This is a genomic window from Solwaraspora sp. WMMA2065 (assembly GCF_030345075.1).
Classification (GTDB): Bacteria; Actinomycetota; Actinomycetes; order Mycobacteriales; family Micromonosporaceae; genus Micromonospora_E.
The window spans coordinates 5,275,460-5,293,660 of sequence record NZ_CP128361.1 but is presented as its reverse complement, the minus strand read 5'-3'; the positions used below and the strand labels follow the sequence as shown (position 1 = coordinate 5,293,660).

Genomic DNA, 18,201 nt, shown 5'->3' with positions numbered 1-18,201 from the left:
CACTCTCGGCACGGGTACCAACCCACGCGGGCCGCGCGGCCCGGTAGCTGGTGACGGCTACCGGGCCGCGCGATCGACGCGGGCCGCAAGAGGCGACGTGGGTCAGCTCGCCGGTGGCGGCTGGGACAGCGCCTGATCCATGTCGCTGAGGTTCTTCGCGATCATCGAGAAGTGCCCCGCGAAGGTCTCCAGGTTGCTGACCGCCGCGGTCAGCGAGGTGGTGAATTCGGTGTACTGCGTGTCCATCACCGGGCTGGCCTGCTGCAGCCAGAGGCCGCCCTGGCTGGTCAGCAGCTCACTGACGCTGGCCTGCAGGTTCGTCAGTACGCTGGCGATCTCCGCGCCCTCGGTGGTCAGCCGCCCGGCGATGGTGTTGACCAGGGCGTAATCGACGTTTACCTCTGCCATCGGATGCCTCCAATCGGTCGGTCAGGCCGAGCTGCTCGAGGCCGCGATCTGCTCGTCCATCGTGCTCAGCTGAACGGTGATGTTGTGGAACTGCTGGGCGAAGGAGCGGATGTTCTCGATCGCCGCGGTCAACTCGGTGTTGAAGGTCTGGTACTGCCCGCTGAGGGTGGGGCTGGACTTTTGCAACCACAGGCCACCGTCGCTGGTGAGCAACTGGGACACCGCGGTGAGTAGATCCTCCAGCCGGGGCACGGTCTGCGTCACGGCGGAGTTGAGCTGTTCGTTGACCGCCTGCACCTTGCCGAAGTCGACGGTGATGTTGGGCATGGCATTGCTCCAAGGGTGGCTGGGTCACATGGTGACGGTGGTGAAGGGGATGTAGTCGTCGTCCTCGGATGACTCCTCGGAGACGAGCGTCCACTCCCCGGTGTTCGGATTGCCGGTGTACTTCTTGGTGCCATCCGAGTCCACGACCGTCTTGGTGCCGGAGTCCGGTCCGGTCACCACGATGTCGGTCGTGGTGGTCTCGCCCTCGTGGTCGACGGTCACCTGGTGCGATCCACCGTCGGGCTTCGGGGTGACGGTACTCGTTGTGGTGCCCTCGCTGGTGGTGGAGGTCACCACGAACGAACCGTCGTCGTTGGTCTTTTTTACTATCTTCTCCTCCATGCCGTCGGAGTGGGTGACGGTGGAGGTGTAGTCAACGACATCAATCTCCCCGTCGCCGTCGGTGTCACGGTAGGTGAACTCGGTCGTCTCGGTATAGGTCAGTCCGTCGCCGGAGGTGACCGTGGTCGTCTCGGAGATGACGTTGCCGTCGTCGTCCAGGACCGCCGAGGTCTTGTTGCTGCCCACCTCTGCGGTGCCGTCGATGGAGGTGGGGGGATCCCCCGGCTCCGGCACCGGGTCACCACTCCACAGCGGCACCGAACCGTCGACCAGGTTCCCGTCCTTGTCGTAGTACTGGAAGGTGATCTCCCGGTCCTTGAGGTCGAGATACCGCTCGTACGCGGCGGTGTCGGCCTGCCAGCCGTTGACGCTGGCCTTGAGGCGGTCCAGGTTCACCTTGCCAGCGACGTCCGCGTCCAGATCGAAGTAGGCCTTGGCGATGCTGTCGAAGGTGTTTGCCAGTTCGTCGAGCAGCTCCATCGAGTCCTTGAACGGGGCATGGCAGGCGGAGAAGAAGGCACTCAGTGTGCCGTACAGGGCCGAGTCGCCCACCTGGCTGGAGTCGACGACGGTCCCGTCGGAGGTGACCACCGCCCGACGCGACCCGGTCTCCACATCAAACTCGATCTTGCTTTTCAACTCACGCAGGCTGCCCGCGAGACTGTGCAGCAGCGCGTAGTCGAGCACCAGGTCGGCCACCCCGCGCCCCTTCCTCCGGCTCGTCGGCGTACGCCGTCTGTGTGATTCGACGCGGCTGGGGCCGCCAGCGGTTCACTTGTGAACCTCCGTGCGGGTGCGCCACGTCGAACAGGACGACGGCGTCCGGGGCAGCAGGAGGGTCCGGTGGGGGTACGGCCTGGTGACTGGTCACCGCTCACGCTGTCGGGTGATCCCACCCCCGGCGATCCGGATGTGCTGCGCAGCGTCGCCAGCTACATGGACATCATGGCCGACCACGCCAGGACCGCCGACGACGGACTCGCCGCGGTACTGCGACAGAGCGGTGACGGGGCGTTCGTCGGCAAGACCGCAGACTGGCTGCGCGAGCAGATCAGCAAGGAGATGAGCGGCTTCATCGCCGGGGTGCGGACAGCCTTCTCCGCCGCCGGGCCGGCGATCCGCACGTACGCCGAGGCGCTGCGCGAGGCTCAGGCCACGGCGGACCAGGCGCTGCGTGACGCGGCCGGGGCCGGCGACGACGAGGGACGGATCAACACTCTCAAGGCCACCGCGGAGAACGCCGCCGCGGATGTGAAATCCGCAGCGGGTACGGCTCGGCAGGCCATTCTCGACGCGACCGGCCACATCAAGTCACCCGTGACGCCGAAGTCGGCCTGTGAGGTGTTCTGGGAGATCTTCACCTGGTTGACTCTCATCGTCACCGTGGTCGCCATCTTCGTCGGCGGCCCGCTCGGCCTGATCGCCTTCGCGATGAACGCCGCGTTGGCGGTGAAGGCGACCCTGGATTTTGCCATGGGCAAGACGAACGCGCTGGGTCTGGCGCTCGGGCTGCTCGGGCTACTCGGTCCCAGCACCCGACCGCTGATCGCCCTCGGCGACCTCACGAAGCTGGCCACTTCCGCCTGGCGCAACATCACTCAGTTCAGCCGGCACAGCTTCACCATGGCGCGCGCCGGCATCGGCGACTTCTGGCGAACGGTGTCGACGCTGAGCCTCAGCGGGGCCATGCGCGGCATCGGCGACATCGGGGTCACCCTTGCCAACTCGGTGAAGGTCGGCGCGCTGATGATTCCCCGGATCGTCGGCCCGATCGACGGCCTGGCCGCCCGAGGCTTCGTGGCCCTGGAGAAGTTCACCCTGGTCACCGTCCCTGCAGCGGTGACCAGGATGGGCAACATCGGGCAGCAGGGTCTGGTCCGGTTCGCTGGCGTGACGGCCGACGCGGGCAGGTTCATCGCCGCCAACGCCGTCAGGTTCGGCAACCTGATGGCCCGTGAGTTCGGCGGTTGGCAATGGCTTCGGATCTTCCTGCCCCTGGCCGGTCATGAGATCCGCGCTGTCGGGGTGTCCGGGGCGTTCAAGCTCGGCGTGCTGGGTCGTGGGCTCGGAATGACCCGGTTCGACGGACTTGCCGCGCTCGGCGGCGGCATCCGGCTCGCCAACGGCCTCACCACGGTGCACGTCGTCAAGCCCGGCGGCGCGCCGCCCCCAGCCGGTGGGATCAACTTCAGTCCGAGTGGGCTGCACCTTCCCGACCTGATCGAAAAGCCGATGATCGGGGCCCCGGCGGCGCAGCAACTCAGCTTCTCGGCCCGTGGTCTCGACCTGTCCGCGGCACGTGGGGCGCTCGGCCTGCACGACCTCGCGGGGCTTCGCGGCGTACAGAACCTGGACGTACCGGTGCCGGGAACGGCCGGTACGGTCACCCCGATCCCCGCAGCCAATCTCCCCGGCGCGGCGCACGCGGTCGACCTCGGCCCCGTCTCCCGGCTGGATGCGCCGACCGTCAACCCGGTAGCGGGGATGAACGGGGTCACCATGCCGGCGGTGGCCACGCCGAGCGCGGTGACCTTGCCGAACATGCAGATCGGCAACCTCAGCGCCACGCTGAACCGGGCTGCCGGTGGCGTCGAGGGCCTGACGGACTTCGGTCGCGCCGAGCTGCGCAACCTGCACATGGGCGAGGTCAGCGCGGTCCGGGTCTCGGAGACCGGGGTGGCGTTCAACCTCGGCGCACCGGAGAAGGCGTTCGGCGATGTCAGCCTGGCCCCGCCCACACCCGCGTCCGCGCCTACCCCGACACCTACCCCAATGTCCACCTCGACGCCCACCTCCGCGCTCACGCCTAACCCGGTGCAGCTCGGCAGGACCGCCGACCTGGCCACCGTCCACCGGGCGCTGAACCTGCTCGACGAGCCCGGTGCGGCGGCGCTCACCACCCCGCACCGACTGGAACCGCCGACGGTCACCGTACCCACCGGCCTCGGTCGTGACCTCTCGACGCCAGCACCGCCCCGGCTGGATCAGGCCGGTGGTCCGTCACCGCAGCAGCTCAGCCACCTGCAGGCGCTGGAGCAGCTCAAGAAGGCACAGCACGCGCTGGCCAACGTCTCCGGGGACGCGTTGGCCCTGGCCCGCGCCGAGAAGGACGTCCGGGTCACCGAGGCGCTGGTGCGCCGGACCGCAGACGGGCTCAAGGTCGAAGCTCCTGCGGTACCCCGCACCGTCGATACCCCACCGGCCCACCTGACCGGTGCGGTCGCACCAGACCTCGCGGCGGCCAAACCGGCCTCCGCGCCCGACCGGGCAGCGGCCAACCCAGCCGGGACGGCGGATGAATCCGTGCAGGCGCTGCAGGCCCGGCTGGAGAACCTGCGTGGCCCCGACGCCCCGCGCACCGACCTCGCCGGGCTGGAACTGGAGCACCGGTTCGCCCAGCTGCGCCCGGCGGCCTCGGCCGACCTTGCCGAGCTGCCGGCGGTCCCGACTCACCAGCCCGGCACCAGTATCGCGGAGCTGGAGAGTCGGCTGGCCGCGTTACGCGGCACCGAGCTGCCCTCCCCCGCAGCCCGCCAGTTGGAGCTTGAACACCGCCTCAGCCAGCTCCGCCCGGGCGCAGCGGCCGAAACCCGCCCGGTCGATCCGGCGATGTTCCCGGACGTCCCCACGATCTCCCCGGTGGAGGCGACCGCCCGCGCCACCGCCGTCGAACGCCTCACCGACCTGGAAGACCAGCTGGTCGCCGCCCGCGCGGAGACTCCCACCAACATCGGTCCGACATCCCTCGACGACGCCGGATCTGCGGCGTCACCGCAGGTCGACAGCGCGGGTCGACCGCAGACCCTCGACCAGATGGGTACGCCGGGCCGAGCTGAAGGGCCCGATGGTACGGGTACCGGCGACAACCTGCTGGACCTGCCCAGCGTGCCTCGCACCGATCCGGCGGCCACCCCCGGCGCGGAGGCGCTCAGCCAACGGTTGACCGAGCTCATCTCCGACGCGCGGGGGGTCGACCTGCCCGAGCCAGAGCTGAGGGTGCTCAGCACCGAGGTCCGTACCGCGATTGAGCAGGGCCGGCACGGTGACGGGGCCCGCGCGCTCAACACGCTGCACGACCGCATCGACCGGCAGGCCCTGTTCCAGCGGCTCGACTCGTACCGGGCGCATGTGGACGCCGGGCACCAGCGCGCCGCACAGCTGGACATGGACAAGTCGACCTGGTTGCAGCACGCCATCGACATCGAGCGGGCGACCGCCGCCGGACACACCGACGAACTGCACCGGCTGCTCAACGACTACGAGAACAGCCTCGCCGGCAAACTGGCCGAACAGAAGCTGCACGACCAGGTCGGACCCGATGCGACGCCGGGCCGTACCCCCGACGAGGCCGGGTCGAGAGGCGACGTCGACGAGTTGCAGGCCCGCCTCGACGCGCTGCGTGGCGACCGCACCCCCGACGCGCGCAGCACCGAGCTGGAGCTGGAGCTGCGGTTCGCCAATCTGCGCGGCTCCGACGGCCCCGACGTACCGCTCCCCCAGTTTCCGCAGCCTCCCACGTTGCCACCCGGCAGCGTCGACGACCTGCAGAAGCGCCTGGACGCGTTGCGCGGGGACAGCACGCCGGACCTGGACCTCGCCGGACTGGAACTGCGCCACCGACTGGCCGCGCTACGCGGTACCGACCCGGACACCCCGGTGGGCAAGCTCGAGGACCTGCCCGACGTACCGACGCTGCCGCCCGGTGCTCTCGATGACCTGACCGACCGGATCGCCGACCTGCGCGCCCACCGGGAAGAAATGCTCGGCATGCCGCCGGCCGAACGGGCCGAATGGGATGCCGAGTTCGCCCGGGCCGGAGACGAGGCCGCCGACGCGGCAGTGCTGGCAAGGTACGAAACGCGCATCGCCAACCTGGAGCGCGAGGCCCGCGTCGCGGAGCTGCGCGGCGGCAGCGGCCCGCTCTCCGCCGACGAGTACCGGTCGTGGCAGGACACGCTCGCCCGGGTCGGCGACGATCAGGCCGGCATCGACCACGTGCTGTCCCGATACGCCGCCCGGCTCGACGAGCACCGGCTGGACAGCGCCACCCAGATCAACACCGCGCTCACTTCCCCCGACCACCTCCGACCACTCGACTCCCGTCTGGACGAGGCGCTCGGTGGTCTGTCCCAGAGTCTGCGGAACGACACCGCAGCGCGGCACACCACCCTCGGTGACCGGTTGGCCCAGCTGCGCGGAGCGGACGCCCCACCGGCACCCGGCGGGACCACAGGCGACCTGCCGATGCCCGGGCCACGGGCCGACGACGCGACGATCGGCCACCAACTCGGCCAGCTGCCGAGCCCGCCCCGTGACCTGCCGGCACCTCCCACCGGTCCCGCCGGCGCCGCCCCCGGGCGGACCGACCCGTCCGTACCCGCACCGACCCGCACCGACCCGCCCGGCGCGGACGTACCGGCGGTCGGCAAACCTGCGGAGCCGTCGACGGCCGCCAAACCGGTCGACGGGCCGGCAGCGACGAAGCCGGCGGAGACTCCGACGGTGCACAAGCCGCAGGATGGACCGGCACGGCCGACGCCGGCGGCCGGCGACGAGGTTCTCCAGCTGCCGGCACCGCGCCGCCCAGCCGACGACGTCTCTGCCGCGCCGCCCGCCGAGCAGGTGACGATGCCACCGCGCGATCTGCTCGGCGACGGCCAACTCGCCGGCCCGGCCCGGGTGATCGAGGTGGACGCCGAGCGATGGACGCCATTGAAGGACGCTTTCCGCTTCGAACCGTCCGCCACGTCCGGCCAGCCGCCGAAGGTGACCCGGCCAGCGGCCAGCGGCGAGCGGGTCGGTGTCGGCTATCAACTCACCGTCACCGATCAGGACATGCACTTCGCGCTCAAGCTGCACCTCGACGCCGCGCCCGGCGTCACGGCGGCAGAGATCGCCAAGGTGAAGGCGCGCACGATCGAAGGGTTGCAGCGATACGTCAACGCACCCCGGCACCACCTGCCGGGCTGGGACGTGCCGATGCGGGTAACCGTCGACTTCGTCGATGACCCGGCCAAGGCGCGAGGCTCCATCACGGTCGCTCCGGCCGGCACGCAGATGTCCCAGCAGACCTGGGCGGTAGACGCGTCGCCGGCCAAGTACGCCCACGAGATCGTGCACAACCTCGGCGTCAAGGACAGCAAAGCGCCGCCGAACGCGTTGCTGCGCGACACCCACCAGCCCGAACACGGCGACCTGATGGGCAGCCACCCACACGGTGTCGACGGTTTCGTGCTGACCCCCAGGGCGCTCGGTCAGATCGCTGGCGTGCTCTCGCCGCACTTCTCGGGCTCCACCGCCCCACGGCCGGCGCCGGACGCCCTTACCGGCAACGCCGCCGAAGAGTTCTGGGCCTCCGGCGTGGACCTCCCTCCTCAGGTCACCGAGCAGGCCACGGTGCCAGCCCCGGCCAAGACGGTGTCCAGCCCGGCGGGCAGCGCACCGGCGCCGCTGTCGACCGTCCTCGTGGACCGGATCGCCGAGCCGCCCCCCGCCACGATGGGTTGGGTCGTCACAGCCGACGGCAGTTATCAGTGGCAGGGTGCCGGATCTCCCGATCCGGCTCTACCGCCCGGTCTGGTACTCGGCACCGCCAGCGGCGATCACAACCTGTGCCTACTCGACTCCCTCGCCCAGCTCATCAACGTACACAACCCTCATCAGACCAATGCCCACCAGCTGCATGATCATCTACTGGACAACCTGCCGGCCTCCAGCAACGCCAGCGACGACCTGCTGAACGGCCGGATGCTCGATGTCTACGACCCCGATCTCAACCAACTCCTCATCGACAACTTCGGTATCCGCGTCCAGGTCTTTGAAACCACCCAGCACGGCACCACCGCACACCCGCTGCGCGGCGACGAGGGTCCGGTCTTCTACCTCCACCATCAGCACCAGCACTTCGTCCCTCTCTGGCCTGCAACTGGGGAAACCACCGCGACCGTCGGAACCACCACCGGGAAGACCACCACTGCTGTCGAGGCTCGACCTCAGCAGCAGCCGTTGCAGGTACCGCCAGCGGGCAAGCAGCTGAAGTCGGAACATCCGCCACCCGCGGTCGCAGAGGCGAAGGCCCGGCACGACCAGCTCGCTGCGGAGGTGCGGTCTTTCGCTGAGGCACTGCAGAGACTGGAGAGTCACGTCCACGATCTCTCTGCGAAACTCGAGGAAGCGCGGCAGGTTCAGCAGAAGCGTGGCAAGGTGCTGTCGGCGGCCGATGCCGCAGCTGCGGCATCGGCCGCACAGCGGCAGGAGCAACGCGAGGCCGCCGAGCGCGAGGCGCGAAGCGCCGCAGATCGTCGCCGCGGCGAGCGGGAGGCCGCGCGGCGGGAGGCCGAACAGCGAAATGCCCAGCGCCAGGTGTTGGACGCGGAGGCGGCGCGGCGACAGGCAGCGCGCGCGGAGGCAGCGCGGCAGCGGTTGGCCGAGGATGCCGTGTTGGAGTCGGTACGCGCCGAAGTCGCCGATCGGACCGCGCAACGCGCAGCTGCGCGGGCCGAGGCTGCGCGGGCCGAGGCCGCGCGGGCCGAGGCTGCGCGGGCTGAGGCCGCGCGGGCTGAGGAGCAGTCGGCAGCGGTCGGCAGCGGCCCCGCCTCGGGGACTCGTGTCGATGCCCGCACTGACGCCACGCCGCCGGTCTCTCCACGCCAGGCCGAGCAGGACCAAGCCCGGCAGGCCGCCGAGCAGCAACGTGACGACGATCGGCTCCAGCAGGCCCAGCAGCGGTGGGCCGAGTTCGACCGGGCGGCGAGGCAGGCTGAGCTGGAACGCGGTCAGGCCGACGTTGATGCCGAGGCCGTGAGACGGGAGCTGGACCAGGCCGACCAACTCGCCAAAGTTGCGGAGGCCGGCCGCCAGCAGGCCGAGCGGCAGGAGGCCGCGCGGGCCCGCGAGCTGGAGGAGACCCACCGCCGCGAGGAGGAACAGGACCGTATCCAGGCCGTGGAACGTCAGGCGGAACGCGACCAGCTTGCCACGGCTGTGCGGACACATGAGGCGGCGCTTGGTCAGGGCACTGAGCAGGCTGTGCAGGCTCGCACCGCGTGGGAGAGCAAGGAGCAGGAGCTACACGACGCTCGGACAGCCCTTCAGGAAGCTGAAGATGCCGCGAGGAAGGCAGCCGAGGAGGCGGCGAAGAAGGCTAAGGAGGCCGAGGAGGCGGCGAAGGTCCGGCCGACCGCGACGCCGTGGTACTTCACTGACGGGGCACTTGGTGAACTGGCGATCGCCGAGGTCCGAAGCAGAACGGCCGACGAGATCGCCGATACCCTCAACGCGCTCGCCGCGGCGCTGCCGTCGGGTCAACGCACGCGCATCACCGACGCCGAGATGGCAGTGTTGAAACCCGGTAAGGGTCCGCAGGAACCAGGCGAGCAGAACAAGGCAAGGAGCACGGACCTACCGGATCTGGGCAACGCCCGACAGGAGCAGGGCATCCGCGAAAAGGTGGCCGCGACGATCCGCGAGCTGCTCGAAGCCGCCCCGAAAGACCTGGCTGGTATCGACAAGAATCGCGCCCGGTGGGAAAATGCGTTGTTCCATGGGATCACGATCAGTGCCGGTGATCGACTGATCTGGATCCGCCCGGTGCCACACAATCCGCAGGAGGCACCGAATGCCGACGGAGGCAAGGAACGCGAGTACGTTGTCTCATTCGGCTCGACCGCGACCGGCAGGGAGACCTCCCAATCCAGTGGCCTGGACCACGACGGCGCCGCCGAGCTGACCTTCTCACTGCCGACCCAAAAGGCACCCCGGATGCTGACGAAGCTGCCATCTCTGGCCTTCGGCAGCGACATTGCCCGAAAAACCTCGGAGCAGACAACGGTCATCTCCGGCCGGAAGATGTTCGTCTCCGAGTCGACGAAATTCAACAGCGGCGTGGAGTTCCAGATCTACGTCAACGGCGTCAAGTGGGGACAATCCCCAGTCGTCGGCGAGGCGGACCTCCTCGGAGTCTCCCTACCAACCGCCTACGCTCGCACACCCCCGGACGGCGATACCACCACCGCAGACGCAAAACCGCCGGCCGGAACCGCCGCCATGCATCCGGTCTCCCAGGCGCGGGAGACACTCAACGCGATCAGCCTTGACCAGGTCATCACCGACTGGCACAAGGCCCTGAGCGCGGCGCTGCCGGCCGACGTCGCCGCGAAGGTGGCCGCACTGGCCCACGAACGGCTGCTGAACGAGCGGACTACCCGCAACCGCAGTCGCTACCTGCTCACGAACGGCGACCAGACAGACACTATTCGCGAAGGCGCCGGCCCCCGCAGTTTCAACGGATACATCACCACCGCAGTCAGCATCCGCGAAATCCAGTTTCTGGAAACTACGGAGGGCATCACCACCCGGGAAGATCTCGGCGTGGTCTCTACTGCCAACTACCAGGCGTCCAGGAGTACCGACGTCAGCATATCCGCCGGAGGCAGTCTGCTCAGGCTAAGCGAGGGCGGCTCCAATCCGGACGACGACGACTCGGGCGGGCAGACTACCGGCGGTCTGCAATTCGGCGCTGGGCTCTCTGCCGAACACAGCGCCGCGTTGGGTGTTGGAGAAACCGCATCGAACCACACCGTCCTCAACCGAAAGTCTGACCAGGCCCGGTACCAGGCCACCGTCGACTTCACCCTCGCTACCCACGGGAACAAGAACATCCCACCCATCACCCGCCAGGTCACTGCCGAGATCGCCATGCCCGCCGCTGAAGCGGCACAGTTCGAACGCAGCATCTTTGGCGATGTGTTCACCCCCAGGTTCGGAGGCCCCGGCACAGGACGCCCCCGAGTGGTACTCACCCCAGCCACGGAAGTCGAAACCAGTGTCAAGACGCAAACCAAGACCGCAGCCGAATCCGGCACCAAAGCCGAGGTTTCGCCCATCCGGGGGTCCGCCGCACCGGCGCCAGCGTCTGCGGAGCAGCTGGCCGCGACGTTGCGGCCGGTGATCAACGGGGCCCCGCAGGCGCGGCAGGCGTTCGTGCCGAAGGACGGAACCGGCCCGGAACCCCTGGCCCTGGCACTGCGCCGCGGGCAGGGCCTGGGCATCACCGGCAACCTCCCCGGATCCGAACAGGTCGCCAACCTCGTGATCGACGTGCTCAAGGCACGGACCGGCCTCGACGACATCGGCGCCAAGGCACGCCGGGACGTCATGATCCGGGTCAGTCGTGCCGTGCTGGAGGCCGACCCGAGCCGGGTCCAGGCCGGCCGCAAGTTCAGCGTCGCCAGCAACGGACGCACGTTCGAGGTGCTGGCCACCGCCCACCAGTTCGACCTGCTGGATCGCACCCGGTACCCGATGACGGTCAACGCACGTGCGCTGACCGGGGCCGCCACTTCTGGCGCCCAGTCCGGCGACACCACCGGCACCGGCGAACTCGGCAGCGGCCCCTCGGTCCGCGTCGGCGACCTCGACGGACAGCACCGGGGCGGGATCAGCCTCCCACGCGTCGGGGTGTCCACCAAGGTGGGGTGGAGCAATGAACAATCACTGAGCCGCAACATCCAGGAGTACGCCCGCACCGAGACCGTCGATGACATCGTCGACCATCGCTACCGCACCGTCTACGAGGTCGCGATCCGTGAAGTCACCGACCCCGACCGGCCGAGCCCACGCGAGACCTGGCTGATCGGCGACGACCCGAACCTGGAAGTCACCACCCAGACCGCCGTCCCGATCGAACATCTCCCCCCCGAAGGCACCACCCACAGCGAACAGGAACTCAGAAACCACGGGAGGGCCGAGGCCAGCGACGATCCCAGGGGCGCCTGGGAGCCCGGCGGTAAGGCATCCCATCTCCCGTTGGACACCATCGGCAGCGCCGGACTCTTTCCCGCTTTCCGGCACATCCCGGAACTGTCCGCCACCGCCGCGAAGCTCTACCAGCAGGTCAACGGCCTTCCCGATACGTGGTTCAGCGAGCCGATGAACTGGCCCGACCAGGTTTTGGACCTCTCCGCCCCGAGCGAGCTTGCCAGTCAGAGTCCTGACATCCTCGACGAGTACGGCTGGGAGATACAACTACCCGCCCGCGACGGATACGACCAGTTCATTCGCGTCCGGGGCCGTCTGTTCAAGGACAGCCTGGACCACCAGAAGAGCCACCAGGACGGCGTCGAACTCGAACACTACCGACAGTTCGCGTCCAGCCACAGCGATGCCCGGAGCAGGGACATCACCACCATGGGCAAGTTCGGCTTCGGCGGCCACTACCAGAACTACAACGTCGACGCCGAGGAGCCCTTCGAGCAGGGCCGGATCGGCGGCGGGATCGACGCCGAGGGCGAGATGTCCACCGGGAGATCGACAAACAGCACCAAGGGTGCTACCGACATCACCCGCGCCACCTACAACGACACCGTCCACTCCTACAACGGTCGCATGGTCTTCGAAATCACCGCGATCCGATCCAAAAACGGCGCCCAGAACACCTCGGCCGGACCCCACTACGTCAACGCCCACCACGCCCTCGACCTGTTGATCACCGACCGCGCCGCCGAGGACCTCGAACTCGTCGGCGGCACCGCCGTCAACGCGCCAGCCCTTGAACTGATCGACCCGAAACTGCTGCCCGCCGTCGGTCACCCCGAACAGCTACAGGCCAACGACGTCCTGAGATCGATCCTCCGAGCGCTGGAGGGGCAGGGCCTCATTCCCGCTGGAGAGAACGCCACCAGCCCACTGCGCCGCGCGGTGATCAGCAGCTTCCGCAGCCGAGCCCTCACTGCGCAGTACTTCCCCCTGTCGGGCCAAGGCGTTTACGGATGGTTCCCGATCCCCGGTCCGTACACCACCACCCGGTACCTGTGGATTCGCGTCGCCGCCACCACCGACCACATACCATCGTCCGACCGACCCCGCGACCAGGTCAGCCTCACCCTCCGCGGACAGACCAGCGACAACGAACAGAACAGCAGCAGCTCCGGCTGGGGCTGGTCGGCCGCTTTTGACTTCCACGGCCGAGGGGTGGTCAGTAAGGCAAACCGCGGCGAGCTCGGCGGCCTTGGCCATGGCAGCTACGGAAAGTCCTACTCCAGCGAACACAGCAACCAGTCCGCCACCAAGGACATCTTCCGCACCTCGCCCAAGAAGTCCCATGAGTTCGAACACCCACTCAACTTCATGATCGAACTCGCCACCACCACCCAACTACCCAAAATCGCCGAACTCTTCGTCGCCACTGGCCGTGCCACACTGTTCTCCATCACCACAGCCGCCACCAGCAGTATGTGGCCAGACCTGAATCACTCCGTCCAGAAATTCTGGTACGACCACACCCCCTTCGCTTGGGAAAGCAATGATCTGATTGCCGGTGGCCGGGTCCGCCTCATCGTCCCCAAATCCTTCACGCAACCCAGGAACACCGACAACAGCGGGTGGCGCGGACCCAAGCCCGCGCCTCCCACAGCCAAACCGGCAACCCCCGCCCCGCGACCCACACCGCGCTGGGCCGAGGACACCATCCTTAAACCCGCCGGAGCGAATACCGAACTCCTCGAGGACCGCGCCCTGCACCCGTGGCGGATGGAGGCGGCCGCTCGTGAGTTCGCCCGTTGGGCCGCCCTGACCACGGCACGACCCAGCCTCCGCCCCGGCACCGACCTGACGGTCGACGGGGCCTGGAAGGTACCCGGCGTCGACAGCCGCAGCGCCCTGCACCACCTGATCACTCACTACACCAGCGAATCGATGCTGCGCACCAGGATCAACCAACTCCTCAAACACGAGTACGTGATCCCCGACACCAACATCACACTCGGCATTGACATCCGCGCCGGCGAATACTACGGATCTGACACCGATCCGCTGAGTGACTTCCAAAAGGGCAGACGCTACCAACAGAATGAGTCCAGCACGTCCAGCAGCCAAGACAACTCCAAAATCGGCAACTTCGGTTTTGGCCCACAGGGCGGAGCCCGCACCGGACTTGTCAAGAAGGTCGGCTTCATTGGCGAAGTCCTCTCCCGCGACAGTCAGTCCGGCCAGGGCAGTTCCGCCGAGATGAGCGAGGTCAACGAACGCAACAGAGAGGCAAAGCGCAACTTTCATCAGTATCGCTACGACGCCACGCTCGTCATCAAGGGGCCGCACGGAGCCCTCCTCATCGACGTCGACGAAGACATCTACCTGATGCGAGCCAAGAAGCCCGACCCCACAGTCCCCGTCGTCCCTCCGCCGAAACCCGAGCCGAAGGCCGAGCCGAAACCGTTAACGGAACCGGCCGGAGAAACCAGTTCGACGCCAAAAACCGCGAGCGGCACCATGATGCCCGGCTCGTGGCCTGAGGACGAGGGACCACTCCTCCCGCTCCACAACCCACCACAGCCGCCCGCACCACCACTGCCACCAGCAGCAGCCACCGACACCACAACACCGCCCCCTGCGCAGACCACCGCCAACCCCACCACCCACACACCATCGAACGCCCAAACCACTCAACCGACACCAACACCAACACCAACCACCCGACCACCATCACCCATAGAACCAACCCCCACCCCAGCGGACATCACCACCGCCACGCCGCGCGACGACCTGCGCGAGCGGTGGGTGCAATTCCAGGCGCAGCGTATCCAGGCCGAGGGCACCGATCCGGCCGTAGCTGGAATCCTCGCCAACGGACTGACTGCCGACCATCAGACCATGCTCGCCGATCTGGCGACAGTGCGCGATGACACACCGGCCGCAGGCAATGAGGTATCGCCGCCCACAGCCCTTGAACAGCCAGCTACGGCCGCAGCGGAACCAGCCGGGAAGGTCAGCAGCTCCACCGCTACCGAGCCCACGGCGAAGGACGGCGACCTGCACGTCCAGAATCTCATGCCCTTCTCGGATCCAGTTGTGCCGATCGCTCTGCCCGGCGAGTCCCAGCTGGCGCATGGACCAGACCCGACACGTCAGTCAGCCGGCGACGGTGTTGCCGTGAGCCGGCAAGGCCAGCGGGGCTCAGACCCCGAGCCGACAGCGAGGCTGCGGGGCGGTGGTTCAGGCGGGGCGATATCCACTTTGATGAGCCTGGCACCGGGTACCTGGGCGCCGTGGGCGCGTAGCGAGATGTTCGCCCCCTCGGACGCCGTCCACTTCTACGAGGAGGCGAGGCGGATCGGCTGGATCTCAGCAGGAGACGACCGCGTCGCACAAGCTCTGCACAGGCTGGGGCGGCAGACCGGGCTGCGGTCGGCAGAAGACAAGGCCCGGGAGTTCGTCTGGCATCTCGTCACTACCGGCTCGCGCGTCCTACCCGACATCGTGATCGACGGCACCCACCTTTACCAGGCTCAGGTGCACGGACAGACCATCCAGGTCCGGGCCAGGGTGGAAGAGGACTCAGCGGGTCGGGTGGTCCGGGTGGTACGCGCCCAACAACCGATGCCGCTCGACAGCCATGTCGCTGACCTAGTCCAGGCCGACTGGACGGTGGTGGCCGGCGACCGCGGCACGAGCGTCGACCCCGATGCCCAGCTGGTCCGCCTCGACCCCACCGACGGGGAGGTGCACTCGACGCTGCACGACATCCACAGAATCGCCAACGACTCTCTCGGCACCACGCACCTGGCCTTCACCAACCGTGCTCTGGGGGCGGCGGCGCTGGTCGATAGGGTGCCGACATTGGTGGAACAGGACCATGTGCGGCTTGTCCACGACGACTTCGGCACCGTACTGGATGCCTGGCGGCGTTTCGATCGCCAGATGAGTTGGCTCCTGCACACACCGGGGCCGCGCGGATTTGAACGGACGGAGCAGATGCCCGCCGGGCATCACGCTCGAGCCTCCTTCGATTACTCGCGCTGGCGGTTGCGGCTGCGGTACGACATGGATGCCGACCGTTCGCGGGATGCGCTGGTGCACGAGAAGTTTCACTCTGTGCAGTGGGCAACCAACGCCCGGTGGCGCGTAGCCGAGACCGGCGACCCGAGAGTGCTGACTGAGCTGATCAAGGATCCGGAGGTGCACCGCCAGCTGCTGCACGGGCCGGCGCGCCAGCTCGACGCGGCGCAGCGACACGTGGCGGAGCTACTGTCGCGACACGGGCTGGCCCACCCTGACCGAGAAGCGATCTACAAGCTTCTCGGTCAGGATAAGGATCTGATCACCCGGTGTAACCAGTGGGTGGCGGCGGCGAGGGTCAGTGGGGCCGGAGGACGGCTAGGTGAACGCGTGCAACGTGCGGTGGGCCAGGTCGGGACCTTCTCGGACACAGTGCGGGCCCTGTATCTGAGCCTGCTGCACGAGGCTCAGGCGATCTTGCTCGGCCTGTGGATTCAGGAGGCGGGCTCGGTGCACCGCTGGGGCGCGGCCGCCGCTCAACTGGCCCCGATGCACGGGTACGACAGCGTCCCGCTGACGGCGCCGGACAGGTACCCCCACATGCCGGCTGGAGCCGCAGGGGTCTTCCTCCGTCCATCGTCCTCGTCGATGGAGCCGCCGATCCGGCTACCGCGACGGGAGGGCATGCTCCTGGCGGTTCAGATCACCGACGTCGACCAGGCCGGTCACCTGCTGCGCCGGCTGCGCGACGACCTACCCGTCGGGACCATGGTGGAGCTGCTGACGGCCGCACCGATCAGCGCTCCACGGGCGGTGGAACTTGCCCGTACGTTGGGCGGCGAACGGGTGCTCGCCCTCGACGTCGACCTGGTGGAGCCGACCGGGGCGGCAGCCCATCACTTCGTGGCCTACAGCCGAGACCACCGTGCCTCACTCGGCCCTGGTGCCCGCTACTACACCGTGCACGCCGATCCGCAGCAACCGGTACTCGATCTCGATGTGGTCGCGCTGCGCAACGTCGGCTGGGGCCGGTACGAGTTGGCATCGGGTTGGCAGGTGCAGGCGGTCGGTCAACGGGTGTGGATCGGGCCGGCCGAGGTGTCGCCGGCCGTACGCGACGACGACCCGCCGGTGGTGATCGGGCTGCCGTCCCGGCAGACCCCTTGGCCGGTATGGGTTCTCGGGGTGTGGGTCGGCCGAGCCTTGGCCAGCCACGTCGGGGCCACGACCGAATCGGGATTCGTCCGGGTACACAGGCCGCAGCCCCGACCCGAGGCACTTCCGGTGGCCACCGACGACCTACTGCATCCGGTCAGCGACGTCGAGCGTCGAATTGTCGTAGCGGCCTTCGGCTCGGAGGCGGTGGTGGACGAGGTCAGCTATGCACCGCCGGATCCGGCCGGCCCCGGCCTCGGCTTCACCGGCCATGATCTGATTGCCAGGCTGCTGGACGTGGCCGGCGCCGCAGCGGCCGAGCAGAATTCGTCGGTCCTGGTCGCGGCGCTGGACGGGCAGGCCACGCGGCTCGCGGCGGCCGCGCCTGTCACGGCCGGGGCAGGCGGCGAGCGAGTGGCTCGGCACAACCTGCTCGCCGCCGGTTACCTGGCGGCCCGCGCGTACGGAGTGTTCGAGCTGACACCGCAGCGGCTGGAGGCAGCGCACCGGGTGCTGGCGGCCTACCACTATGACGGCCGGTTCCTCACCGGAGAAGCTGGGCTGCAACGGCTGCTACAGACCGTCAGTTCCGATTGGTACGGCGACGTCGATCCGACGCGGTTGCAGCGACTGGTGGAGTTGAACCTCGACCATGGGTTGGACAGGGACGACCTGGAAGATCTCGTCGCACGGGACGACATGTGGCTGTCGATCTGGCCGCGTGATCTCCGGCCGATCGATCGCGCGGCAGGTATCTGGTCGATGGGCGGTGCCGCCGGGGGTCTCGTCCCGCCCGCCGCCGGCGGCGAACTGGTCGTCGTATACCGGGCCGGAGCAGATCTGCTACCGCTGCCACCGGCCGGCTCCCCGGCGCACGTCCTGGTCCCGACCAGCCCGGCGCTGCTGGCTGAGCTCGGCACACTGCTGGCCGGCAGGATCGGTGGGAGCCGCGTTCCCGGTGCCTGGGTCCGCCTCGTTCCGGTGGTGGACACACCGGTCGACCCCGACCTGGCCGGTCACCTCGCGGAGGGTCTGTCCGCGCTGCACCGGCACCGAGTCGATCAGATCACCCTGGGTAGGCCGATCGAGCCGATCCCCGGCGACGCCGAGGCGTGAGGTGCGGTCCCGGTCCAGTTCGACGAGGTGGCACCGGAGGCGTCGGCTGCCTGAACCAGTCGCCGGTGCCGTCCGCGCCGA

The 18,201-nt window shown here is 68.5% G+C and carries 4 protein-coding genes; 1 reads left to right on the top strand and 3 read right to left on the bottom strand.

Features of this window, described 5'->3' with window-relative positions; translation table 11 throughout:
- Nucleotides 1-102 precede the first annotated feature (102 nt).
- From O7610_RS24010 to O7610_RS24000, 3 genes are read right to left on the bottom strand one after another with little or no spacing between them, the layout of a single operon-like run.
- Nucleotides 103-408: a WXG100 family type VII secretion target gene (locus tag O7610_RS24010; RefSeq protein ID WP_289211929.1), complete on the bottom strand. Its 306-nt coding sequence runs from the start codon at nucleotides 406-408 to the stop codon at nucleotides 103-105.
- A 21-nt stretch (nucleotides 409-429) separates the two neighbouring features.
- Nucleotides 430-735 carry a hypothetical protein gene (locus O7610_RS24005; RefSeq protein WP_281552692.1) on the bottom strand — a complete coding sequence of 102 codons (306 nt, stop codon included), beginning with the start codon at nucleotides 733-735 and terminating at the stop codon, nucleotides 430-432.
- A gap of 24 nt (nucleotides 736-759) precedes the next feature.
- The gene (locus O7610_RS24000; RefSeq protein ID WP_289211928.1) at nucleotides 760-1,776 is read right to left on the bottom strand and encodes a hypothetical protein; all 1,017 of its coding nucleotides are present in this window, start codon (nucleotides 1,774-1,776) and stop codon (nucleotides 760-762) included.
- Nucleotides 1,777-1,920: 144 nt separating this feature from the next.
- Between O7610_RS24000 and O7610_RS23995 the strand changes: the two genes are divergently transcribed.
- Complete coding sequence (locus O7610_RS23995; RefSeq protein WP_289211927.1) at nucleotides 1,921-18,120, top strand: hypothetical protein; 16,200 nt, start codon at nucleotides 1,921-1,923, stop codon at nucleotides 18,118-18,120.
- Nucleotides 18,121-18,201: the final 81 nt, after the last annotated feature.